The 22,539-nt window shown below is 65.9% G+C and carries 23 protein-coding genes; 9 read left to right on the plus strand and 14 right to left on the minus strand.

Going from position 1 to position 22,539, the window contains the following annotated elements; all coding sequences use genetic code 11:
* Positions 1-2: 2 nt before the first annotated feature.
* The 7 genes from V6F88_RS23040 to V6F88_RS23070 form a co-directional block, all read right to left on the minus strand.
* Positions 3-809 (minus strand): fimbria/pilus periplasmic chaperone, encoded by an 807-nt coding sequence (locus V6F88_RS23040; RefSeq protein ID WP_332612485.1) that lies wholly within the window; start codon positions 807-809, stop codon positions 3-5.
* Positions 806-1,345, minus strand: coding sequence for a fimbrial protein (locus V6F88_RS23045; protein ID WP_332612486.1), 540 nt, complete (start codon positions 1,343-1,345; stop codon positions 806-808). Before V6F88_RS23045 ends, V6F88_RS23040 begins: the two co-directional genes overlap by 4 nt.
* 216 nt (positions 1,346-1,561) lie before the next feature.
* A complete protein-coding gene (locus V6F88_RS23050; RefSeq protein WP_332612488.1) occupies positions 1,562-2,524 on the minus strand; it encodes a tripartite tricarboxylate transporter substrate binding protein in 963 nt (320 codons plus the stop codon).
* 168 nt (positions 2,525-2,692) lie between these two features.
* Positions 2,693-3,490 carry a 3-oxoacid CoA-transferase subunit B gene (locus tag V6F88_RS23055; protein WP_332612490.1) on the minus strand — a complete coding sequence of 266 codons (798 nt, stop codon included), beginning with the start codon at positions 3,488-3,490 and terminating at the stop codon, positions 2,693-2,695.
* Between the two features lies 1 nt (position 3,491).
* A complete protein-coding gene (locus V6F88_RS23060) occupies positions 3,492-4,157 on the minus strand; it encodes a 3-oxoacid CoA-transferase subunit A (protein ID WP_332612492.1) in 666 nt (221 codons plus the stop codon).
* Positions 4,158-5,126, minus strand: a complete 969-nt coding sequence (locus tag V6F88_RS23065; RefSeq protein WP_332612494.1) for a Bug family tripartite tricarboxylate transporter substrate binding protein — start codon at positions 5,124-5,126, stop codon at positions 4,158-4,160.
* A 220-nt stretch (positions 5,127-5,346) separates the two neighbouring features.
* Positions 5,347-6,249, minus strand: coding sequence for an NAD(P)/FAD-dependent oxidoreductase (locus V6F88_RS23070; RefSeq protein WP_332612496.1), 903 nt, complete (start codon positions 6,247-6,249; stop codon positions 5,347-5,349).
* 123 nt (positions 6,250-6,372) lie between these two features.
* Here V6F88_RS23070 and folB point away from each other — a divergent pair, with 123 nt between their 5' ends.
* Entirely contained in the window at positions 6,373-6,732 is a 360-nt protein-coding gene (gene folB, locus V6F88_RS23075; RefSeq protein ID WP_046805622.1) for a dihydroneopterin aldolase, read from the plus strand.
* A 2-nt stretch (positions 6,733-6,734) separates the two neighbouring features.
* Positions 6,735-7,733 carry a tRNA 2-thiocytidine(32) synthetase TtcA gene (gene ttcA / locus V6F88_RS23080; protein WP_332612498.1) on the plus strand — a complete coding sequence of 333 codons (999 nt, stop codon included), beginning with the start codon at positions 6,735-6,737 and terminating at the stop codon, positions 7,731-7,733.
* 83 nt (positions 7,734-7,816) lie between these two features.
* On the opposite strand, the gene V6F88_RS23085 is transcribed toward ttcA, so the two are convergent.
* On the minus strand, positions 7,817-8,650 hold the full coding sequence (locus V6F88_RS23085; RefSeq protein ID WP_332612608.1) for an alpha/beta fold hydrolase: 834 nt from the start codon (positions 8,648-8,650) through the stop codon (positions 7,817-7,819).
* 109 nt (positions 8,651-8,759) lie between these two features.
* Between V6F88_RS23085 and V6F88_RS23090 the strand changes: the two genes are divergently transcribed.
* Complete coding sequence (locus V6F88_RS23090; protein ID WP_332612500.1) at positions 8,760-9,776, plus strand: LysR family transcriptional regulator; 1,017 nt, start codon at positions 8,760-8,762, stop codon at positions 9,774-9,776.
* Here V6F88_RS23090 and V6F88_RS23095 read toward each other — a convergent pair.
* The 5 genes from V6F88_RS23095 to apaG form a co-directional block, all read right to left on the minus strand.
* Positions 9,682-10,638, minus strand: coding sequence for a D-2-hydroxyacid dehydrogenase family protein (locus V6F88_RS23095; RefSeq protein WP_332612502.1), 957 nt, complete (start codon positions 10,636-10,638; stop codon positions 9,682-9,684). The genes V6F88_RS23090 and V6F88_RS23095 overlap by 95 nt on opposite strands.
* 64 nt (positions 10,639-10,702) lie before the next feature.
* Positions 10,703-11,488, minus strand: a complete 786-nt coding sequence (locus V6F88_RS23100; protein WP_332612505.1) for a DsbC family protein — start codon at positions 11,486-11,488, stop codon at positions 10,703-10,705.
* A 208-nt stretch (positions 11,489-11,696) separates the two neighbouring features.
* Entirely contained in the window at positions 11,697-12,866 is a 1,170-nt protein-coding gene (locus tag V6F88_RS23105) for a UbiH/UbiF family hydroxylase (RefSeq protein WP_332612507.1), read from the minus strand.
* A complete protein-coding gene (gene mltA, locus V6F88_RS23110) occupies positions 12,863-14,170 on the minus strand; it encodes a murein transglycosylase A (protein WP_332612509.1) in 1,308 nt (435 codons plus the stop codon). Before mltA ends, V6F88_RS23105 begins: the two co-directional genes overlap by 4 nt.
* Positions 14,171-14,205: 35 nt before the next feature.
* Positions 14,206-14,580 carry a Co2+/Mg2+ efflux protein ApaG gene (gene apaG, locus V6F88_RS23115; protein WP_046805616.1) on the minus strand — a complete coding sequence of 125 codons (375 nt, stop codon included), beginning with the start codon at positions 14,578-14,580 and terminating at the stop codon, positions 14,206-14,208.
* Between the two features lie 139 nt (positions 14,581-14,719).
* On the opposite strand from apaG, the gene rpe reads away from it, so the two are divergent.
* The 6 genes from rpe to trpC all read left to right on the plus strand — a co-directional run bounded on the left by rpe (position 14,720) and on the right by trpC (position 20,424).
* Positions 14,720-15,448, plus strand: a complete 729-nt coding sequence (gene rpe / locus V6F88_RS23120) for a ribulose-phosphate 3-epimerase (protein ID WP_332612512.1) — start codon at positions 14,720-14,722, stop codon at positions 15,446-15,448.
* A 19-nt stretch (positions 15,449-15,467) separates the two neighbouring features.
* On the plus strand, positions 15,468-16,175 hold the full coding sequence (locus V6F88_RS23125) for a phosphoglycolate phosphatase (protein ID WP_332612514.1): 708 nt from the start codon (positions 15,468-15,470) through the stop codon (positions 16,173-16,175).
* Between the two features lie 280 nt (positions 16,176-16,455).
* Entirely contained in the window at positions 16,456-17,976 is a 1,521-nt protein-coding gene (gene trpE / locus V6F88_RS23130) for an anthranilate synthase component I (protein ID WP_332612516.1), read from the plus strand.
* A gap of 47 nt (positions 17,977-18,023) precedes the next feature.
* Positions 18,024-18,590, plus strand: coding sequence for an aminodeoxychorismate/anthranilate synthase component II (locus V6F88_RS23135; RefSeq protein ID WP_332612518.1), 567 nt, complete (start codon positions 18,024-18,026; stop codon positions 18,588-18,590).
* Positions 18,591-18,607: 17 nt separating this feature from the next.
* Positions 18,608-19,639, plus strand: coding sequence for an anthranilate phosphoribosyltransferase (trpD, locus tag V6F88_RS23140; protein WP_046805611.1), 1,032 nt, complete (start codon positions 18,608-18,610; stop codon positions 19,637-19,639).
* Positions 19,636-20,424: an indole-3-glycerol phosphate synthase TrpC gene (gene trpC, locus V6F88_RS23145; RefSeq protein WP_332612520.1), complete on the plus strand. Its 789-nt coding sequence runs from the start codon at positions 19,636-19,638 to the stop codon at positions 20,422-20,424. The genes trpD and trpC overlap by 4 nt, the downstream gene beginning before the upstream one ends.
* A 63-nt stretch (positions 20,425-20,487) precedes the next feature.
* On the opposite strand, the gene V6F88_RS23150 is transcribed toward trpC, so the two are convergent.
* Positions 20,488-22,374: a sigma-54-dependent Fis family transcriptional regulator gene (locus V6F88_RS23150; RefSeq protein ID WP_332612522.1), complete on the minus strand. Its 1,887-nt coding sequence runs from the start codon at positions 22,372-22,374 to the stop codon at positions 20,488-20,490.
* Positions 22,375-22,539: the final 165 nt, after the last annotated feature.

Here is a 22,539-nt window from a genome sequence, read left to right on the forward strand (position 1 = left end):
GCCTAAGGCTCAAGCGGACTTTCGCGCTGCACGGTTGCGCCATAGTCGTTGATCCATTCGAACGCCACCGATCCCGAGGTGCCGGCGGCTTGCGAAATTTTATCCGCGCCGAACTCGGTCACGGACCGGGGGGCCAGCATGTGCACGGGCACCGGCACGGCAGCGCCGCGCCCGCCGGCCGCCTTTACTTGCGCGCCGGTCAGCGAGACGTGAAAGGCGCTGTCATTGCGCACCTGCAGCGCCGCGCCCTTGCTGGTGTGCACCACGCGCCATTGCAGCTTCAGGACGGCCTCGCCCGGCGTGCCCGGCAGCCCGACGGGACGAAAGAAAAGCTTGATGCGGCTACGGAAGGCCAGTTGCATGTGGTTGGCCACCTGCCCGGAAGGCAGTGGCGGGACGTCCAGCACATTCAGCCAGAACACCGATTCCCGGTCGGTCGCAACACCGGTATTGGGCAGATGCGCCACACGCAAGGTCTGCCCCGTGCGCGGATTGATACGCGCCAGCGGCGGCGTAATCACGAACGGCACATCAACGTCGTCTGGGTCAGATTCCAGATCGCCGTCGTCAATCCAGGCCTGCACCAACGCGGGCCGAGCGCCCTCATTGGTCAGGCGAAGAGTGACTTCACGCTCTGACGCCGGATAGATGAGCCTGGTGCCGCCGATAACCACGTTGGATTGGGCGCTAGGAGGCAGCAGGGTCACACAAGCCAGGCAGAGCAACGCGCAGAAGCGACGAAGCTTGGTGGCCCGACTTGCGTGGTCCGGAAGCCCCCTGAGCGTACGCTCAAGGGGAACCGGCTTCATTCGTAGATCAGATCCAGCAGGACTTCGGTCTGGACCGGGCCGGCCGTGGTGCCGGCGGTGGGCGCCAGGTACTGAGCGTAGAACTCGATCGTCGCGGACTTGTCCGCGATGGTGATCGTTTCGGCGCCGGCGCCCGTGAACAGATTGATGGGCTGGTACTTGCTGTTCAGCAATTGGACTTGTGCGCTTGACGGGCTTTCGTTTTCTTTGGACGCCGCCTGGTTGATCAGTGCGCCGGTGGCGCTGTCGACGTTTGCATCGCGGTTAAAGCGCGTGACGACCTTGGTGGCCGAACAGCCAGTCAACTCCAGAGTGACGAGCTGGCGCGCCGCCACATCGTTCGGCTTGGCCAGCGCACTGACGCTGACAGGGTCGAGATTCACCTGAACGACCCCTTCTTTGCCCAGCCCGTTGATTGCGCAGGTCGATGAAGACACGTGGCCCGTGAACACAAACTTCACATCGGCCGCCAGCGCACTGCCGCACAACAGCAAGGACGAAAACGCAATACCTGCCGCAACAATCTTGTTATTCACCGAACTCTCCGACTGACTTGCCCCCAGGGCTCGCAACCCGCGTGCCTTGGGTCCGCCGCGTAGAGTCAGGCTGAAGCCTTCAACGCATCAACGCAGGGACGAGTGCCATTGTTTCGAATCCGCCGGGCCGGAAATATGAGAAAGTTCTCAAAGCAAAATCGTGCTAGGTCTGATGACGCCGATGCGCAACACATCGGCCAGCTTCTGTCATCGCCGTTAATTCAGTTTGGCGCCCGACACGGTCACTGCCTGCTTCCAGGTATCCAGTTCGCGGTCGATATGGCGGGCGAATTCGGCGGGCGTGGACCCCACCGCTTCATAGCCGTAGCCAGCCAGTTGCTGCTTCAAGGCAGGCTCTGCCACCGCGCTGGCGATACCTTGGCTTAACGCGTCCACGATGCCCGGCGGCGTGCCCGCCGGCGCCAGTACGCCATACCAGCCGTTCACGACGAAGCCCGGCACGCTTTCGGCTACCGTCGGCACGTTGGGCAATAGCGGCGACCGGCGTTCGCCCGTCACCGCGATTGCCTTCAACTTGCCGGCCTGCACCTGCGGCAACGACGTCGAGATGCTGTCGAACATCAGCGACACCTCGCCACCCAGCAATGCCACTACCGCGGGGCCGCTACCTTTGTAGGGCACGTGCATCATGTCCGTGCCGGTCTGGTTCTTGAACATCTCGGCGGCCAGGTGGCTGGTGTTGCCATTGCCCGCCGACGCAAAACTGAGCTTGCCGGGGTGGCTCTTGGCGTAGGCGATCAGTTCTGGGATTGTGTTGGCCGGCGTGTTCAAGGGCGCGGCCACCAGCATCGGCAAGGTGGCAACGAGCGACACCGGCGCGAAGTCCTTGCGCGTGTCGTAAGGCAATGACGGATACAGGCTGGGGTTGATGGCGTGCGCGGCCAGCACCATCAGCAGCGTATAGCCGTCGGGCTTGGCGCGCGCCAGTTGCGCCGAGGCAATGGCGCCGCCCGCGCCCGGTTTGTATTCCAGCACCACCGGCTGGCCCCACATCTTCTGCAATTGCGCGCCCAGGGGCCGAGCCAGCATGTCGGCGCTGCCACCGGGCGGGTACGGGATCAGCAAGGTGATGGGCTTGTCCGGATAGACGGGCGCGGCGTGCGCGGCGACCACGGGCAACACGCATAGCGCGGCGGCGGCCAACAGGGATCGGATCATCAGCGGTCTCCTTGGCCCGAAGCGGGCTGGATGGGTCGGGCTTGGTGGGTCGGGCTTGGTGGGTCGGGCTTGGTGGGTCGGGGCTTGCAGGGTCGGGGCTTGCAGGGTCGGCTTGCAGGGCCGGGCTGGAACTTGGCTGTGAATGCGGGGCGGTCACGCCAGACGCCATCACGCGTAGCGCGGGGCGCCGGCGGCATCCAGCACGATCACACGCGGCGTCTCGGGAAAGCGCAAGGGCGCATCGGTCACCGAACGCAGATACGCGGCGTTGACGCCCTCGGTCATCGCGTAAACGCTCAAGCCGCCGGGCGTCACGTCGATCACCGCCAGATCGGTGTAGATGCGCGTGACCACGCCCTTGCCTGTCAGGGGATAGCTGCATTGGCGCAGCACCTTGGGCGCGCCGTCGCGGCCACGGTGTTCCATGGTGACCAGCACCTGCTTGGCGCCCACGGCCAGGTCCATGGCGCCGCCCACGGCGGGGATGGCATCGGCCGCGTCCGTCTTCCAGTTGGCCAGGTCGCCCGTTTCCGACACTTGGAACGCGCCCAGCACGGCATAGTCCAGATGACCGCCGCGCATCATGGCGAACGACACGGTGTGCTCGGTGATGGATGCGCCGTCCAGCAAGGTGATGGGTTGGCGGCTGGCGTTGATGAGGTCCGGGTCCACGTCCTTGCCGCTGGCGGCGGGGCCCATGCCGAGGATGCCGTTTTCGCTGTGCAGGAGGATGTCTTTGTCGGGAGGCAGGTAGTCGCCCACCAGCGTCGGCATGCCGATGCCCAGGTTCACGATGGACCCGTCGGGGATATCGCTGGCCAGCAACTGCGCGATCTGCTGCCGGGTCAGGCCGGTGATGGATCGCGCATGGGGATCGCCGTCGTTGCGCTGGTCGCCTCGGTTGCCGTGATTGCCGTGATTGCCCTGGTTGCCCTGGTTGCCTCGGTCATTGTGATTGCTCTGCATGTCAGCCCTCCACCCGCACCACGGATTTGACGAAAATGCCTTGCGTCATGACCTGCTCCGGCACGAAGGTGCCCAGCGGCACGATCTCGTCCACCTGAGCGATGGCGTGGCCCGCCGCCATGCACATGACCGGGTTGAAGTTGCGCGCCGCGTGCCGGTACATCAGGTTGCCCCAGCGGTCGCCCAGGTGCGCGCGGATCAGCGCGTAGTCCGCACGCAGCGGCTGTTCCAGCACATAGCCCACGCCATCGATCACTTCCTGTCGGCGGCCTTCGGCCAATTCGGTGCCGTAGCCGGTGGGGGTATAGAACGGCCCCAGTCCGGCGCCGGCCGCGCGCAGCCGTTCGGCCAGGGTGCCTTGCGGCACGCATTCCAGTTCGACCTCGCCGGCCCGATAGGCACGGGCGAAGGCGTCCGAATTGGGCGGGCGCGGGTGCGAGCAGATGATCTTCCTGACCTGTTTACGGATCAGCAGCGCGGCAATGCCGCGCTCGAAGGTGCCGGCGTTGTTCGAGATGATGGTCAAGTCGCGCCGCCCCGATTCCGCCAGACATTGCAGCAATTCGTAGGGCACGCCGGCCTCGCCGAAGCCACCCACCAGCACCGATGCACCATCGGGAATAACGGCCACGGCCTGGGCCATGGACGCCTGGATCTTGTCGATCATCTATTGCTCCTGGGCCAGTCCGGCCGTGTCCACGATTTGCTTCCAGCGCGCGCGTTCCTGGTCGATGAAGGCGGTGAATTCGGCGGGCGTGTTGCCGCCCGCCTGGCCGCCCATGGCTTTGAAACGCCCGCTGATATCGGGGCTTTGCACCACGTCGCGCGTGGCGGCGTAGAGTTTGTCGACGACGTTTGCCGGCATGCCCGCCGGCGCGATCAGCCCGAACCACGCGGTGACGACCATGTCCTTGACGCCGGCTTCGGCCATCGTGGGCACGTCCGGCAGTTCGGCCAGCCGCTTGTCGCTGGTCACCGCCAGCGCGCGCAGCTTGCCCGACTGGATGTACGGCATGGAGCTGGGCAGGTTGTCGATCATGAACGTGAACTGCTGGCCCAGCAGCGCGGCCACGGCGGGGCCGGCGCCCTTGTACGGGATATGCGTGCCGGCCACGCCCGCGCGTTGCTTGAACAGTTCGGCGGACAGATGCGGCGATTGCCCCGCGCCGGAGCTGCCGAAGGACACCTTGGACGGGTCGCGCCGCGCCTGCGCCTGCAAGTCGGCCACGCTGCGCACGGGCGACGCTTCGTTCACGACCAATACGTTGGGCACCGAGATCACCAACGTGACCGGCGCAAAGTCGGCGGGCTTGTAGGGCAGCGTCTTGTACAGCGCGTAGTTGATGGCGTTGGGGCCGATATTGCCCATCAGCAGCGTGTAGCCGTCAGGCTTGGCGCGCGCTAGCGCCTGGGCGCCGATGATGCCGGCCGCGCCCGCGCGGTTTTCCACGATGACCTGCTGGCCCAGCTTGGCCGCGAGCTTGTCGGCGATGAGCCGCGCCGAAATATCGGTGGTGCCGCCAGGCGCGGCGGGGATGATCAGGGTGATCGGCCGTTCCGGCCAGGCGGCGTGGGCCGGACCCGCGATGGCGGCCGCCATCACGCCCGCGGCCAGCCAGCGATGCGCTTGCAACATGCTTGTCTCCGAACGCGGTCATGGATGACCAACTTGTGGGGCAAGTGTGTGCGGCGCGCCGGCAAATGCCAATTCTGCAATCTGGAGGGCAGGCTTCGCCTGAGCTTAACGCCGAGGCGGGCGCGCGGATCTTGCAAGGCGGGTCCGGCCGGGTGGCGACTCTGGAAATTTGGCGTTGGCCTTGGGCTTGGGCTCAGCCTGCCGCGCTTCGCACGAGGACTTAGTCGCCCGCGCGTTCCCAGCGGCGCTGGATGGCCTTGGCCGCCACCACGCCGTCCGCCATCGACGTCACCACGCAAGGGTGCATGCGGTGGGCGACTTCGCCGATGGCATAGATGTCCGGCACGCTGGTCTGGGCGGTGGCGAAGTCGGTGCGGATGTAGCCGCGTTCGTCGCGGGCCAGTTGCAGGCCGTCGGCAAAGGCGGCTTGCGGTTCCCAGCCATAGAAGACCAGGATCAGGTCGTACTGCCGGCCGTCCACGCTGCGGTGAGCGGGGTCGACGGTGTAGGGGCCGATGCGCACGCCTTCGCGGCCGGCGCGGGTAACCCATTGCTGCTGGGCGCGCACGCTGCGCGCATACAGGTGCACCATGCGCGCGCCGCGATTGCGCACGTAAACGTAATTCTCGAAGGCGTTGTCGCCGCCGCCCAGCACCGCCACCGACAAGCCGGAGTAGTCCTGCGCGACGATGGGCGAACCCGGGCCGACCAGCACGCCGGGCCACGATGCGCCCGGCGGATGATCGGGCAGGCCCTTGGCGCGCACACCCGAAGCGATGACCAGCGTGCGGCCGCGCACCCGTTCCTGACCGCCGTCGGGTCCAGCCAAGGTGGCCTGGACACCGCCTTTGCAGGGCAGCACATCGACAACGCGCGTGTCCATGCGCAGCGGCACGTTGGCGGCGCGCACGCTGGTGTCGATATTGGCGGCTACCTGTTGCCCCGTCACGCCCGGCAGCACGGCGATCCAGTCGTCGGCAAATGGATTGTCCTGGGCCAGGCCGCCCAGGCGGGCGCCGGCCTCGACTAATATCGGGGACAAACCAAGCCTGGCCAACCACAGGGCGCAGGACGCGCCGGCCGGGCCGCCGCCTACAATGACCGCATCGTGCATGTGTTGCATTTCCACCCTTATTGACCGCGCCGGCGCCTCACGGGTGCCAGGACGTGGCGCAATTGTAGCCAGCGCGCCGCCCCCGATCCGCCGTCCCCTTACAATTCCGGCTGTCCCACCCAGGTTTTCATCATGCCCACACGTCGCATCATCCTTTCCGGGCTTGCGCTCGACGCCCGCATCGGCATCCTCGAACACGAGCGCCGCGCCACCCAGCCCCTGCATGTCGACGCCGAATTCGATGTGGACATCCAGCGCTCTGTCGACGACCACGATATCCACAGCGTGCTGGACTACCGCCGTCTGCGCGAGGCCATCGTCGAGGAATGCACGCAAGCGCATGTGAACCTGATCGAAACCCTGTCCGAACAAGTCGCCGCGCGCCTGTTGGCCGACTTCCAGGAAATCCGCTCGTTACGCTTGCGCATCAGCAAGCCCATGGCCTTTTCCGACTGCGCGGCGGTAGGCGTGGAAATCCAGATTTCACGTTGATCATGAACGATATTGCTCCGCCCCCCGCCGTCCGCACCCCCGAGGTCCGCTTTCGCACCGAGGCCGAGGAAAAAGCCCGCCACGAAGGCAACAAGCTGACCAAGCGCCTGGCCCGCGAGACGACGCGCGCGCTGTCCGACTACAACATGATCGAAGAAGGCGACCGCGTGATGGTCTGCCTGTCGGGCGGCAAGGATTCCTATGCCATGCTGGACATCCTGTTGCAGCTGCAAAAGCGCGCGCCGTTCAAGTTCGAGCTGATCGCCGTCAACCTGGATCAGAAGCAGCCCGGCTTTCCCGACCACATCCTGCCTCAGTACCTGAAAGACCTGGGCGTGCCTTTCCACATCGAGACGCAAGACACGTATTCCATCGTCACGCGCGTGCTGGAAGAAGGCAAGACGATGTGCTCGCTCTGTTCGCGCTTGCGTCGCGGCATCCTGTACCGCGTCGCGTCTGAACTGGGCGCCACCAAGATCGCGCTGGGCCACCACCGCGACGACATCCTGGCTACGTTCTTCCTGAACCTGTTCTATGGCGGCAAGGCCAAGGGCATGCCGCCCAAGCTGGTGTCGGACGACGGCCGCCACACGGTGATCCGCCCGTTGGCCTATGTGGCCGAAACGGACCTGATTGCCTACGCCGAGCTCAAGCAATTCCCGATCATTCCGTGCAACCTTTGCGGTTCGCAGGAAAACCTGAAGCGCAAGGAAGTGGGCCGGATGATCAAGGACTGGGACAAGCAGCATCCGGGCCGCTCGTGGAACGTGTTCAACGCGCTGTCGCGCGTGGTGCCGTCGCACTTGATGGACCGCGACCTGTTCGACTTTGTCGGCCTGAAACCCACCGGCGTGCCGGACGCGAATGGCGACACGGCGTTTGACGCGGTGGACCCGGACGACAACGCGGCCGACGCCTGCGGCGACACACCCGGCGCCACCCCGGACGCATCCGCCCCGGGCGCGATCGTTGAAAAGAAAGTGACGTTCACGCGCCAGTAATCGGCGCGCGGAGCCAGGGGCCGCCCACGGCGGCACCCTGCCCGTTTTTGGCGCACCGCTACGTTTTTGCGCGCCGCTATGTATCAACGCGGCGGCAAGAACGACAGCACCGCCCGCGTGAACTCTGCGGGCTGCTCAATATTCGAAAGATGCACGGTGGGTAGCTCCAGCAGGCGCGCGCCCGGCACCGTGGCCGCGATCAATGCGCCATGGCTGGCGGCGGTGACCGTGTCGTCGCGCCCGGCGATCACCAGCGTGGGGCGGTCGATCAGCGCAATCGTGCGTCGCAAATCCGCGTCGCGCACCGCCGCGAAGGCGCCGGCCAGGCCCTGAGGATCCATCGCCAGCAGCATGGCGCGAAAGCGATCGATGACCGGGCCACCCACGCGCAACATATCGGCCGGAAACCAATTACCCAGAAACATCGCGGCGGTGTCCGACATGTCCCGCGCCCGCAGGGTTGCGGCGATGCGTTCGTCCCATTGCGGCGTGGGGCCCAGGTACGAAGACGTGTTGGCCAGGATCAGGTGGTCAATGCGCTGCGGCGCATGTATGCCCAGCCACTGGCCGATGAAGCCGCCCAGGGACAGCCCCATGAAATGCACGCGGGCAATGCCCAGCGCGTCCAGCAGTTCGATGACATCCCTGCCCAGCCGATCCATCGAGTAAGCCCCCGCCGGCACACCGGACGCGCCATGCCCGCGCGTGTCGTAACGCAGCAGCCGGAAGTGCCGCGACAGGTCCACGACTTGGTCGTCCCACATATGCAGTGTGGTACCGATGGAATTCGATAGGACCAGCACCGGCCGGTGCTGCTGACCATCCAGCCGATAGGCGATCCGTACGCAATCGCCCGTGGTGAATGTGGAAGTTGTAATCGTGGAAGTTGTGGTTGTGGTAGTTGTGGTTGCGGACATCGTTTGCATGATCATGCTGCCTTCAAGGGTGAACATGATGCCCAGCGTAGTTGCGCGGCTTTGAATAAGAAATTACAAAGTTCGCACAGTCTTTGTCGGAAAACCGAACATGAACGACTTCACCCTGCACGACCTCCAGTGCTTTGACGCCGTGGTGCGCCTGGGCGGATTTCAGGCTGCGGCCACCGCGCTGCATCGATCCCATCCCGCCGTGTTCGCCGCGGTGGGAAAGCTGGAGCGGCAATTGGGCCTGATGCTGTTTGACCGCAGCGGCTACCGGGTGCGGCCGACGCCGGCGGGCAGATCATTTCACCAGCACGCCACCGGTCTGCTGCGCGAGTTCGACGCACTGCGCACGCATGCCGCGCAATTGGCGATGGGCGAAGAAAGCGAGCTGCATGTGGTGATTGGCGACTTGTGTCCACGGCCCCAGATGCTGGCCTTGCTTGGCGGTTTTTTTGCGCTGTGCCCGGGCACGCGTCTTAACCTGCATTTCGAGGCGGTGGGCGGCCCGGTGGAACGGTTGCTGGATGGCGACGCAGATCTGATCCTGCATCGGGTGGACCGGGGCGAATCCCGCATCGACTGCCTGGACTTGCTGGACGTGCCGTTCATTCCCGTCGTGGCACCGGGTTTTCTACCCGCGTCGCCGCGCCCCATCACGCCCCGTCTGCTGCGCGGCTACACGCAGTGCGTCATGCGCGATACCGCGCGCCATACACCCGCGCGCAGCTACTTCATGATCGACGGCGCGCATCAATGCACGGTCCCGGACCAGCAGATGAAAAAGGAGATCATCTTGCAGGGCATGGGCTGGGGCCACCTGCCGCGCTTTTTGATTGAAGACGAATTGCGCGACGGGCGCCTGCTGGACATCACCAGCCGCCATCTGCCGGGCAGCGTCGAGGCGTTGGTTGCGGCGCGGCGCAGCGACCGGCCGCAAGGGCCGGTGCTGAATCGTCTGTGGAAATATCTGGAAGCGGCCGTTGGCAACGGCCAGCCGTTTTGCGCAGGGCACGAGCCCGAGGCGGTTACGCGTTCAGCACCCGAATCGGCTTGCCCGCCTGAAACGCCTTCACGGCGTCCAGCGCGTTCTGGTAGAACGCCTCGAAATTCTCGCGGCTGACGTAGCCCAGGTGCGGGGTCAGGATCACGTTGTCCAGGTCGCGCACCGAGTCGGTGGGCGATAGCGGCTCTTCGGGGTAGACGTCCAGGCCGGCGCCCGCCAAGCGGAATTTCACCAGCGCGTCCATCAGGGCTTCGTTGTCGACCAGCCCGGCGCGTGACGTGTTCACCAGATAGGCGGTTGGCTTCATCGCGGCCAGCGCCGCGGCGTCCACCACGTGACGGCTGCGCTCGGACAAGATCAAGTGCAGGCTGACCACGTCGGACGTGGCAAACAGCGTGTGCTTGTCGACGCGCTTGACCCCGGCCGCCTCGGCGCGTTCGTCCGTCAGGTTGGGGCTCCAGGCGACGACGTCCATGCCGAAAGCCAGGCCCACCTTGGCCACGGCCGCGCCCAGCTTGCCCAGGCCCAACACGCCCAGCCGCTTGCCGGCCAGCGGCTCGGGCATGGCGGTTTGCCACATGCCGCGGCGCATGGCCGCGTCTTCCGCGGGCAGGTGCTTGAAGAGCCCCAGGATGTGCGCCCAGGCCAGTTCGGCCGTGGCGGTGTTGGCGTCGGCGCTGCCCGGCGCGCCGCACACGACGATGCCCTGCTGCGTGCAGGCTGGCATGTCGATGGCGTTGTTGCGCATGCCGGTGGTGATCAACAGGCGCAGCTTGGGCAGCGCGCGGATGCGTTCCGCGGGAAACGGCGTGCGTTCGCGCATCGCCACGATCACGTCGAAGGGTTCCAGCGTGGCCTCGACCTGCTCAGTCGGAATGAAGTTGTTGAAGATCTGCACCTCGGCGTCACCGCCCAGCGAGGTCCAATCCGCATAGCGCCGTGCTACGTCGTGGTAATCGTCGAGTATTGCGATTTTCAAGTGTCTTCTCCGGGTGGCAAGGCGGCTATCACGCCAGCCACCCGGCCGGCGCGATCAGCGCCGGTCAGTTCAAGCGTTCTTTCAGTTGGTCCAGCGGAATGGCGCCGCTAACGCGCGAGCCATCGGCAAAGAACAGCGTGGGCGTGCCGCGCACCATCAGGCGGTGGCCCAGCGCAAGCAGCTTGTCTTCAGGCACATCGCAATTGGCGGTGGCCGGCTTCTTGTTGCGCACCATCCAGTCGTCCCAGGTCTTGCCCTGGTCCTTGGCGCACCAGACGTCGCGCACCTTGTCCTTGGAATCGGGCGACAGAATCGGGTACATGAAGGTGTAGACGGTGACGTCGTTCAGGTCTTCCATCGTCTTGCGCAGCTGCTTGCAATAGCCGCAGTTGGGATCTTCAAATATAGCGACCTTTTTTGCGCCGGTGCCCTTGACCTGCTTGATGGCAAGTTCCAGCGGCAGCTGATCAAACGTGACGGCGCTGAGCTTTTCCTGCGACTCGCGGGTGACATCGCGGCGCGTCATGGCGTCTATCAACGGACCTTCCATGACCCAGGTGACTTTTTCGTCCGTGTAGAGCAGGTCCATGCCCAGCTGCACTTCGAAAATGCCGTAAGGCGTCAGGCGCACGGCGGTGACGTCCATGCCGGAAAAGCGTTGTTCGAAGCGTTCCTTGACGGCGTCGAGCTGCGGGGTCGACACGCTTTTTTCGCCCTGGGCGGGTTTGCCGACCGACTCGGTGGAGACGGCCTTGCCTTGGGCCGGCGCCTGCGCCAGTGCCGGGGCGGACAAGCCCAGCCCACCGGCCAGGAAACAAGCCGCCAGCGTGGCGGAGATGCGGAAAGTCATGGGTGCTCCTGTACTTATCGTGTTCTTTGGGGGAAAGCGTAACTCATCCGGCAAGGAGCCGGGCCGGACGACATGCCGGTTGGACGCGGAAAGGCGAAGTGTCCTTCAGACGCCCGGCGCGCTTCAAGGTTCCAAAAGAAAACCTCAAAGCGCGGGGCTGGCCGCCCGTGCCTGGCCGCCGCGCCTGGGCATACACCCTGGCGCCGCTTTAATTGGCCGATGCACCCGCGATCAGGCGGCGTTTGACCAAGGGCGCGCGTTCCACCACATGCATCCCGGCGTTTCGCAACCACACCAGCGGCGTCGCGCGCGAGGCGAACAGTTTGTGCAGGCCGTCTGTGGCCAGGCGCATTGCCAGCACCGGTTCGGCGCGGGCGCGTTGGTAGCGGTGCAGCACGCGAATGTCGCCCGCCGAGCGGTAGGACTCGCGGCCGGCCACGGTGCGGGCCAGCGCCTCGACGTCGCCCAGGCCCAGGTTCAGGCCCTGCCCCGCCAGGGGATGCAGCCGGTGCGCGGCGTCGCCGGCCAGCGCGATGCCGGGCGCCACCATCTGCGCGCGTTCCAACGTCAGCGGAAAACCGTGCAATTTGCTCCGCACTTTCAAGCGGCCCAACCGGCCCTCCGCGGCGTCGGCCAGCAAGGTTTCCAGGCGCGCGGTCTGCTGTTCGGCCGGCAAGGCCAGCAGCGCTTGCGCCAGTTCGGTGCGCAGGGACCAGACCATCGACACTTGCGGGCCGTCGGCGGTGTCGGGCAACGGCAGCAGCGCCAGCACGCCGTCGTCACGGAACCACTGGATGGCCGTGCCATGGTGGGCGTGCTCGGCGTCCAGATGCGCCACCAGGCCCGTGTCGTGGTAGGACACGGTGTCGTGCTTCAAGCCGGCCGCCGTGCGCAGCGGCGAGGCGGCGCCGTCGGCGCCCACGAACAATTCCGCCTGAATGCGGGTCCCGCTTTCGGTATCGACCGCGCCATCCTGATAGCCGGTGCAGCGGTCTTCCAGCCAGGGGATGCCGAACATCCGAACCGCCTGAATCAACACGCGTTCGATCTCGCCGGATTCGACGATCCAGGCCAGCTGCGGCAATGCCGCCTGCCAGGCATTCAGGTTGACCTGCCCGTCGGCGTCGCCATGGATTTCCATGGCCTGCACCGGCATCAACCGGCCGGCGGGCATGGCGTCCCACACGCCCAGCTCGGCCAGGAAACGCTGGCTGGCGGGCGAAATGGCATAGACGCGCGGGTGGTAGTGGTTGGGATCGGCGGCGGGCACGGACGAACGCGGCGCCAGCACGGCAACGCGCTGGCCGCGCCGGGCCAGCGCCAGGGCGGTGGACAGGCCGACGATGCCGGCCCCGCATACGACGATTTGATGGCTCATCTTGCCGAGGGCTCCCCCGCTTGCTTGGGCCACAGCACCCACATCTGGCCCCGTTGTTTCATGCGGCCCGCCTGCTGGCCGGCTTCTTCGCCGTAACCCCAGTAGAAGTCGGCGCGCGCGGCGCCCCGGATGGCCGTGCCCGTGTCCTGCGCGAAGACCAGCCGTTGCAACGGGCGGTCGGAGGCCGGGAAGGTCGTGGCCAGGTACACCGGGGTGCCCAGCGGTACGAAGGTGGCGTCCACGGCGATGGATCGCTTGGGCGCCAGCGGGATCGCGTAGGCGCCCTTGGGACCCTGTTCGGGGTCGATAACCGGCTCTTCGCGGAAAAACACCACTGCCGGGTTCGCGTTCAGCATTTCCGGCACGCGTTTCGGATTGCGCTGCGCCCAGGCGCGGATGTTCTGCATGGACGCCTGATCGGCGCTGAGTTCCCCGCGGTCGATCAGCCAGCGGCCGATGGACACATAGGGCTGGCCGTTATGGTCGGCGTAGGCCACGCGGATGGTCTTGCCGGCGTCGGGGCCATCGGTCAGCTGGACGCGGCCCGAGCCCTGCACTTGCAAAAAGAAGTTATCCACCGGGTCATCCACCCAGACGACCACCGGGGGCTTACGGCCCGAGGACGATTCGATGGCGGCGCGGGTGTCATAGGGCACCACGCGCTTGCCATCCAGCTTGCCGCGCACGCGCTTGCCGGCCAGGTCCGGGTAGACCGAACCCAGGTCGATGGTGAGCAGGTCGGCCGGCACGGCGTACAGCGGCCATTGGTAGTTGCCGCCCTGCCGGCGCGATCCGCGCACCAGGGGCTCGTAGTAGCCGGTGACGGTGTTGGTGGCCGGCTTGCCGTCGGCGGCGTTCAGGCGCCACGGCTGCAGATACGTTTGCAGGAAGCGGCGCACGGCTTCACCGTCGCCTGCCGCCGGCGCGCGCGCAGGGTCGATGGCGGCGGCGCAGACGGGCTGCCAGGCGCGCGGGGTGGCGCGGGCCGGGGCGGCCAGGTTGCCGCTGGTCGGCCGCATCAGGCCCCGGCAGTTACGCAGGAACAGGGGCCAGAACTGAGTCAGGTCGTCGGCGGACCAACCGGGCATTTCGGACCAGGTGCCGGCCTTGAACTTGCCGGCCAGCGCGCGGGGCGGCGTGTCGGGCAACGCCGACAGCGAGGGCACCACCAGGGGGCCGTCAGCCGCCGGAGCACGCGAGCCCGGGATGGTGCTGGTTTCGCCGGGGCCGGAAGGTATTTCCGACGGCGTAGAGCATGCGGCCAGCAAGATCGGCAGCAGGGACAGGCTGAGAATGCGCTTCATGAGCTAGGAAAAAAACGAGCGACGGGCGGGGCCATTCAATGCAGGGTGCGAGGCATGGCCAGGACGAATTCGGAGATCGGCACTTCGAACGGGATGCCGTTCTCGCCGACGCAGTGATAGGTGCCGCGCATGGTGCCCACGGGGGTGGGCAGCGGACAGCCGCTGGTGTATTCGAAGGTTTCGCCGGGTGCCAGCAGCGGTTGCTGGCCCACGATGCCCAGCCCGCGCACTTCCTGCACGCGCTGGTTGCCGTCGGTGATGACCCAATGGCGGCTGATCACCTGGGCGGGATGTTCGCCGGTGTTGGTGATGCGAACGGTATAGGCAAACACGAATTGCTGTTCGCCGGGATCGGACTGTTCAGGCACGAAGCGCGGAGAGACAGAGACGCTCAGGTCGTAAGGTTTCACAGTCCTTCCCTGTGTGGCTGGACGCGGGGGCCGGACATCGGCGCCGGGCGTTCGGGAGACGTTTCGAAAACGCAGAATTGGGAGCCGTGGAACCGGGCCTTTCCCGAACCCGCGCCTCAAACTGCAATAATGGCACATTATGCCCTCCCCGATCCCGAACATCATGTCTACCTCCACGGCCTCCACCCGCATCACCCCCAGTATCCTGTCGGCTGACTTTGCCCGCCTGGGCGAGGAAGTCCGCAACGTCGTCGCTGCCGGCGCCGACTGGATACACGTGGACGTGATGGACAACCACTATGTCCCCAACCTGACCATCGGCCCGATGGTGTGCGCGGCGATCCGGCCCCACGTGCAAGTGCCGATCGACGTGCACCTGATGGTCGAGCCGGTGGACGACCTGGTCCCGATGTTCGCCAAGGCAGGCGCCGACTACATCAGCTTTCACCCGGACGCCAGCCGCCACGTGGACCGCACGCTGTCGCTGATCCGCGAAAACGGCTGTAAGGCCGGCCTGGTCTTCAACCCCGCCACACCGCTGTCCTACCTGGACTACGTCATGGACAAGATCGACCTGATCCTGATCATGTCGGTGAACCCGGGCTTTGGCGGCCAGAGCTTCATCCCCGGCGCGCTGACCAAGCTGCGCGAGGCGCGCGCCCGGATCGACGCCTGGACGCAGGCCGGCGGCCAGGAAATCGTGCTGCAGGTGGACGGCGGCGTCAAAATCGACAACATCGCTGAAATCCGCCGCGCGGGCGCCGACACCTTCGTGGCCGGCTCGGCCATTTTTGGCAAGCCCGACTACGCCGGCATCATCAAATCCATGCGCGAACAGATCGCCATCGGCGAAACCACCGCCGTCTAAGCCACCAGGAAACCTCGACATGACCGCTTTTCGCGCCGCGCTGCTGGACCTGGACGGCACCCTGCTGGACTCCATCCCCGACCTGGCATTCGCCGCCAACGCCATGCGCGTCGACCTGGGCCTGACCGTACTGCGCGAAGACGTGGTCGCCACGTTCGTCGGCAAGGGCGTGGACAACCTGGTCCGCCGCAGCCTGGCGGGCAGCCTGGACGCGCCCGATCCGTCGGCCGAGGAATTCGCCCGCGCGCGCGAGTCCTTCTACCGCCACTATCACTTGGTCAACGGCGAACGCGCCCAGGTCTACCCCGGTGTGATCGACGGCCTGAAGCACATGCGCGACCAGGGCCTGAAACTGGCCGTCGTCACCAACAAGCCCACCGAATTCACCTTGCCGCTGTTGCAGCGCACGGGCTTGGCCGGCTTTTTCGACGCCGTGGTTTGCGGCGACACCTGCGTGCGCCGCAAGCCGGACCCTGACCAGGTGCTACACGCCTGCGAACTGCTGGGCGTGGCGGTGACCGAAGCCGTCACGATCGGGGATTCGATCAACGACGCGCAGGCAGGCCGCACGGCCGGTACGCAGGTGCTGGTGGTGCCTTACGGCTACAACGAAGGCCGTGATGTGCGGGAGCTGGATGTCGATGGTATAGTTGACACGCTTGTCAACGCCGCCCAGTGGGTTGCGCTCTGGAATCAAAACCAGAACGCCGCGAAAATCGCCTCCTGAAGCGCGTCGGCAAACCGGAACAACCAAAACACCGCACCTCATCAAGACACACCCGGATCAATGAACGCTTACCCCCAGAACCAAATGCTCGGCGCCTCGTGGCGCTGGTGGCGTTTGTCTTCCGGGTGGCGATGATCCCTCCCGGCCCTGGACGCGTATGCCGCCTAGTGCCGTAGCTGTGTAAACACAGAGCCAAGCCCGGAACCAGACACCTGGACCGGGCTTTTTTGTTGTGCGCCCGGTCTGAAAGCAAACCAAAAATCGCTTACGAGACCCCGACATGACCGAAATCGAATTCAAGGCCCTTGCCGCACAAGGCTACAACCGCATCCCGCTGGTGGCCGAGACCTACGCCGACCTCGACACCCCGCTGGGCATCTACCTGAAGCTGGCGCATGCAGGCCCCTTGGCCGGCCGCATGACCTGCCTGATGGAATCGGTGGTGGGCGGCGAGCGCTTCGGCCGCTATTCCTTCATCGGCCTGCCCGCCCGCACCGTGATCCGTGCCAGCGGCACGCTGACCGAAGTGCTGCACGACGGCAAGATCGTGGAAACGCACGAAGGCGACCCGCTTGCGTTCATCGAGCAATACCAAAGCCGGTTCAAGGTGGCGCTGCGCCCGGGCATGCCGCGCTTTTGCGGCGGCCTGGCCGGCTACTTCGGCTACGACACCGTGCGCCACATCGAGCCCTGCCTGGGCCCCGCCGTCAAGCCGTTTCCGGCCGGCATGGACGGCGGCACGCCAGACCTGATGCTCATGCATGTGGACGAATTGGTCATCGTCGACAACCTGGCCGGCCGCATCTACCTGATGGTGTACGCCGACCCCAGCCGGCCCGAATCCTACAGCCGCGCCCAGCAGCGCCTGCACGATCTGCGCGCGCGCCTGCGACGCCCCGTGGAAATTCCGTACAGCCACGCCAGCATGCAGACCGAAGAGCGGCGCGATTTCAAGAAAGAAGACTATCTGGCCGCTGTGCACCGTGCCAAGGAACACATCGCCGCCGGCGACCTGATGCAGGTGCAGATCGGCCAGGTCATCGCCAAGCCGTTCCGCGATTCGCCCCTGTCGCTTTACCGCGCGCTGCGCTCGCTGAACCCCTCGCCCTATATGTACTTCTGGAACTTCGGTGACTTCCAGGTGGTGGGCGCATCGCCCGAGATCCTGGTGCGCCAGGAGCGCGTGGTGGACAACGGCGTGCCCAAGTCGCAAATCACCATCCGCCCGCTGGCCGGCACCCGCAAGCGCGGCGCAACGCCCGAGGAAGACGCGGCACTGGCCGCCGAATTGAAGGCCGACCCGAAGGAAGTGGCTGAACACGTGATGCTGATCGACCTGGCGCGCAACGACGTGGGCCGCGTGGCCGAGGTGGGCTCGGTCAAGGTCAGCGACACCATGGTCATCGAACGCTATTCGCACGTGATGCACCTGGTGTCCAACGTGACGGGCAACCTGAACCCGGGCATGAGCAGCATGGACGTGCTGCGCGCGTCCTTCCCCGCCGGCACGCTGACAGGCGCGCCGAAGGTGGAAGCCATGAAGATCATCGACGAACTGGAACCGGTGCGCCGCGGCATCTACGGCGGCGCCGCCGGCTATCTGAGCTACGGCGGCGAAATGGACGTGGCCATCGCCATCCGCACCGGCGTCATCAAGGACGGCACGCTGTATGTGCAGGCCGCCGCCGGCATCGTGGCCGACTCGAATCCCGAGGCCGAATACGCCGAAACGGAAGCCAAGGCCCGCGCCGTGCTGCGCGCCGCCGAGCAGGTCCAGCACGGCCTGGACGAACCTATCTGATCCCGGCCCGGCCCCGCCGCACGCCCCCTGCCCGCACGGAGAAAAAAATGCTGTTGATGATTGATAACTACGATTCGTTTACCTACAACCTGGTCCAGTACTTTGGCGAACTGGGCGAAGACGTGCGCGTTGCGCGCAACGACCAGATCACCCTGGAAGAGATCGCCGCGCTGAACCCCGACCGCATCTGCGTGTCGCCCGGCCCGTGCTCGCCCGCTGAAGCAGGCATCTCGGTGGCCGCCATCCAGGCCTTTGCCGGCAAGAAGCCGATTCTGGGCGTGTGCCTTGGCCACCAGGCCATCGGCGCGGCCTACGGCGGCGACATCGTGCGGGCCCAGCAGATCATGCACGGCAAGACGGTGCAGATTTCGCACACCGGCACCGACATCTTCACCGCCCTGCCCACGCCGTACACCGTGATCCGTTACAACTCACTGACCATCGACCCCGCCACCCTGCCCGACTGCCTGGCGGTGACGGCCACCGCGCCCGACGGCGACATCATGGGCGTGCGTCACAAGACCCTGCCGCTGTACGGAGTACAGTTTCATCCCGAGTCCGTGCTCAGCGAACATGGCCATGCCCTGCTGCGCAATTTCCTGAACCTCGCCTAAGACAAGAAGGACGCATCGTGACCATTTCCCCCACCGAAGCCCTGACGCGCTGCATTGAACACCGCGAAATTTTCCACGACGAAATGCTGCATCTGATGCGCATGCTGATGCGCGGCGAAATGTCGCCGCAGATCGCCAGCGCGCTCTTGATGGGCCTGCGCGTCAAGAAGGAAACCATCGGCGAAATTACCGCCGCCGCGCAGGTCATGCGTGAATTCGCCACGCCCGTGGTCACGCCCAATCCGCAAGACCTGCTGGATATGTGCGGCACGGGCGGCGATGGCAGCCACACGTTCAACATCTCGACCACCGCCATGTTCGTGGCGGCGGCGGCCGGCGTGCCGATCGCCAAGCACGGCAATCGCAGCGCGTCATCGTCCAGCGGCAGCGCCGACGTACTGGAGGCGCTGGGCGCCAACCTGGTCCTGTCGCCCGAGGAAGTGGCCGAGTGCATCCAGGCCACCGGCATCGGCTTCATGTTCGCGCCCGCGCATCACGGGGCCATGAAGAACGTGGCTGCCGTCCGCAAGGAATTGGCCGTGCGCACCATCTTCAATATTCTTGGCCCCCTGACCAACCCGGCCGGCGCCGCCAACCAGTTGATGGGCGTGTTCCACCCCGACCTGGTCGGCATCCAGGTGCGCGTGCTGGAACGCCTGGGTTCGCGCCACGTGCTGGTGGTGCACGGCAAGGACGGCATGGACGAAGCGTCGTTGGGCGGGGCCACGCTGGTGGGCGAGCTGAAAGATGGTCAAATACGGGAATATGAAATCCATCCCGAAGACTACGGGCTATCCATGATGTCCAACCGGTCCATCAAGGTGTCCAATCGCGAGCAATCACGCGAACTTGTCATCGAGGCGCTGGAAAATGTCGAGGGCACGGCCCGCGACATCGTCGCCCTGAACGCAGGACTTGCCATCTACGCCGGCAATAAAGCCGATTCCATTCCCGAAGCCTTAGCGCTAGCATTTGAAATGATCGCCACCGGCGCGGCGCGAGCCAAGCTGGAAGAATTCTGCGCATATACCCGGAAATTCCAGAAATGAACGATATTCTTGCGAAGATCCTCGCCGTCAAGGTAGAGGAAGTCGCCGCCGCCCGCCAGATGCGCAGCGAAGCCGAAGTCCTGCGTGAAGCGCAGGCGCGCCAGGACGTGCGCGGCTTTGCCCAAGCCATCGAAGACAAGATCTCGCAAGGCAAGGCCGGCGTCATCGCTGAAATCAAGAAAGCCTCGCCCTCCAAGGGCGTGCTGCGCGACACCTTCGCCCCCGCCGACATCGCCTCGTCCTATGCCGTGCATGGCGCGGCCTGCCTGTCGGTGCTGACCGATGTGCAGTTCTTCCAGGGTTCGCACGACCACCTGCGCCAGGCGCGCGCGGCGTGCTCGCTGCCGGTGCTGCGCAAGGACTTCGTGATCGACTCCTACCAGATCATCGCCGCGCGCGCGATGGGCGCCGACTGCGTGCTGCTGATCGTGGCCGCGCTGACGCCGACGCAACTGCGCGACTACGAAACGCTGGCGATGGAACTGGGCATGGACGTGCTGGTGGAAGTGCACGACGCCCGCGAACTGGACATGGCGCTGACGATGAAGACGCCGCTTCTGGGCATCAACAACCGCAACCTGCGCACCTTCGAAACCAGCCTGAAGAACACGCTGGACCTGCTGCCCAACATTCCGGCGGGCAAGCGCGTCGTCACTGAAAGCGGCATTCTCAAACCCGAAGACGTCAAGCTGATGCGCGACAACAAGGTCAACGCCTTCCTGGTAGGCGAAGCGTTCATGCGCGCCAAGGATCCAGGCGCGGAACTCGCGCGCCTGATGGGGTAAGGAACGGACCAACGCACCGGCGCCCGCAGGCCGCGCGGGCGCTGTTGCGAACCCGCCGCGCCGCTATCGCGAACGCGGCACAACCACATTGCCCGCGCGCCGGTACACGGTGCTGCGGTGCACGCCCAGCGCGCGCGCCGCGCGGCTGACATTGCCACCATGCGCGACCAGCGCGTCGCGTATTGCCGCATCTGTCATCGATTGCAGATCCCCCACGCCGCTATCCGGCGCGGTCGGGCCGTCTGGCGAGCGGGTCGCAGCGGGCGACTGCAACAACTCGGCAGGCAGCATGTCGACATCGACCACGCCCGACGGCCCCGCCAACACATGCAAGGTGCGCAACACCGCCACCAATTGCCGGTAATTACCCGGCCAGGAATACGCGGCCAGCCGGGCTTCGATCGACGGCGGCAGCACCGGCCCCGGGCCTTGCGCTGCCCACAACGCGCGCAGCAATTCCAGGCGATCGGTGCGCGCACGCAGCGGCTCAAGCGTGACCGTGTATTCGGCGATGCGGAAATACAGGTCCGGGCGCACCGGCGCATCGGATCCTTCATGCGCCAGCGGGCGATGCGTGGCGCACACCAGCGCAAAATCCACCGGCACCGGCCGCGCCGCGCCCAGCGGTGACACTTCACGCGTTTGCAGGACGCGCAGCAAGCGCGATTGCAGCAGCAGCGGCATGTCGCCAATTTCATCCAGGAACAACACACCGCCGTGCGCCTGGCGCAGCAAGCCCTTGCTGCCTTGCCGGCGCGCCCCGGTGAAGGCGCCATCCTCGTAGCCAAACAGTTCGGATTCGATCAGGCTTTCGGGTAGCGCCGCGCAATTGACCGCCACGAAAGGCCCGGCCGCGCGCTTGCCGCGCGCATGCAGTTCGCGGGCAAACACCTCCTTGCCCACGCCCGTTTCGCCTTGCAGCAAAATCGAAACGCCCGCGTCCGACAGGTGCACCGCACGCGCCAGCGCACTTAGCGTGGCGGCATCGAAGCTGGGCGCCGCCGGCCGGACGGTAGCAGCGGGCAGAGCCGGCGCCGTGGGCTGCGGCGGCCGCGAGCGCGGTTGACGCAAGCGTGCGTGGTAGCCAACGCCCGAGCGCGCCAGCACACGGCCGGACGTGTCCGGGCAGCGTTCCAGTTCACCGTCGAACAGGTCGGCGTAGCGATACACGCCCAGCGCGGTCGGCGCCAGCCCCAATGCCTGCAACGCACGACGGTTCGCGCCGATCAGCAGATCACCCTGGAATGCCAGCAAGCCCTCGCCGGGCGCCCCCAGGCCGCAGGGCGCGTCGTGCAGACGCAGCACCGTGTAGCGTTCATAAGCCTGTTCAAACAAACGATGTTCGATGACGTCCACGGCCGCGCGCACCAGCGCCAGCACATCGGGACGGACATCGCGCGCCTGGCTGGACAAGTCCAGCACGCCCAGCGTGCGCCCCTCGCTGTCGGTGATGGGCACGGCTGCGCAGGTCAGGATGCGATTCGGTTCGAAATAGTGTTCCGCGCCATGCACGGCAATGGGTCGGCCTTCGACCAGTGCCGTGCCGATGGCGTTGGTGCCCGCCGCCGCTTCGTCCCAGGGCGCTCCGGGCATCAACGCCACGCGCGATGCGCGGCTGGCGAAACCACTGTCGCCATCGCTATCGAGCACCAGACCCTGGGCATCCGACAGAATCACAAGATTGCCGCTGCCGCCCGCCTGGCGGCGCAGGTACGACATGGCGGGTTCCGACAAGCGGCGCAGCGCTTCGTTGCGCTGCTGGGCCTCGCGCAGTTCGCCTTGCGTCATGAGTTCGGCACGCCGTACGCCGCGCATGTCGAAGCCCAGGTCGGCGCACCGGCGCCAGGACCGCAGGATGGGCTCGGCAACGATGCCGCCGGGCACGGCGCCCTGCTGGTTGAACAGCAGGCGCGCTTGCGTCAGCGCGTGCTGACGAGATTGACTGGCCATGCGTGTCTCCTTGGACAGGCGCTTCTGCGACACCTGTTCCGCGACAACGTCGCAAATAACGACATCTCGAAGGGGCAAAACTGTTGCACGCCCGTCCGGGCGCGGCGAAGTCAACTTTCGCACGCGAGGGCGCGCGCTGTCCAGCGGGGAAGCCCGCACGTTGGC

The sequence above is a fragment of the Achromobacter sp. ESBL13 genome, assembly GCF_036668755.1.
In the GTDB taxonomy this organism is placed as follows: domain Bacteria; phylum Pseudomonadota; class Gammaproteobacteria; order Burkholderiales; family Burkholderiaceae_B; genus Achromobacter.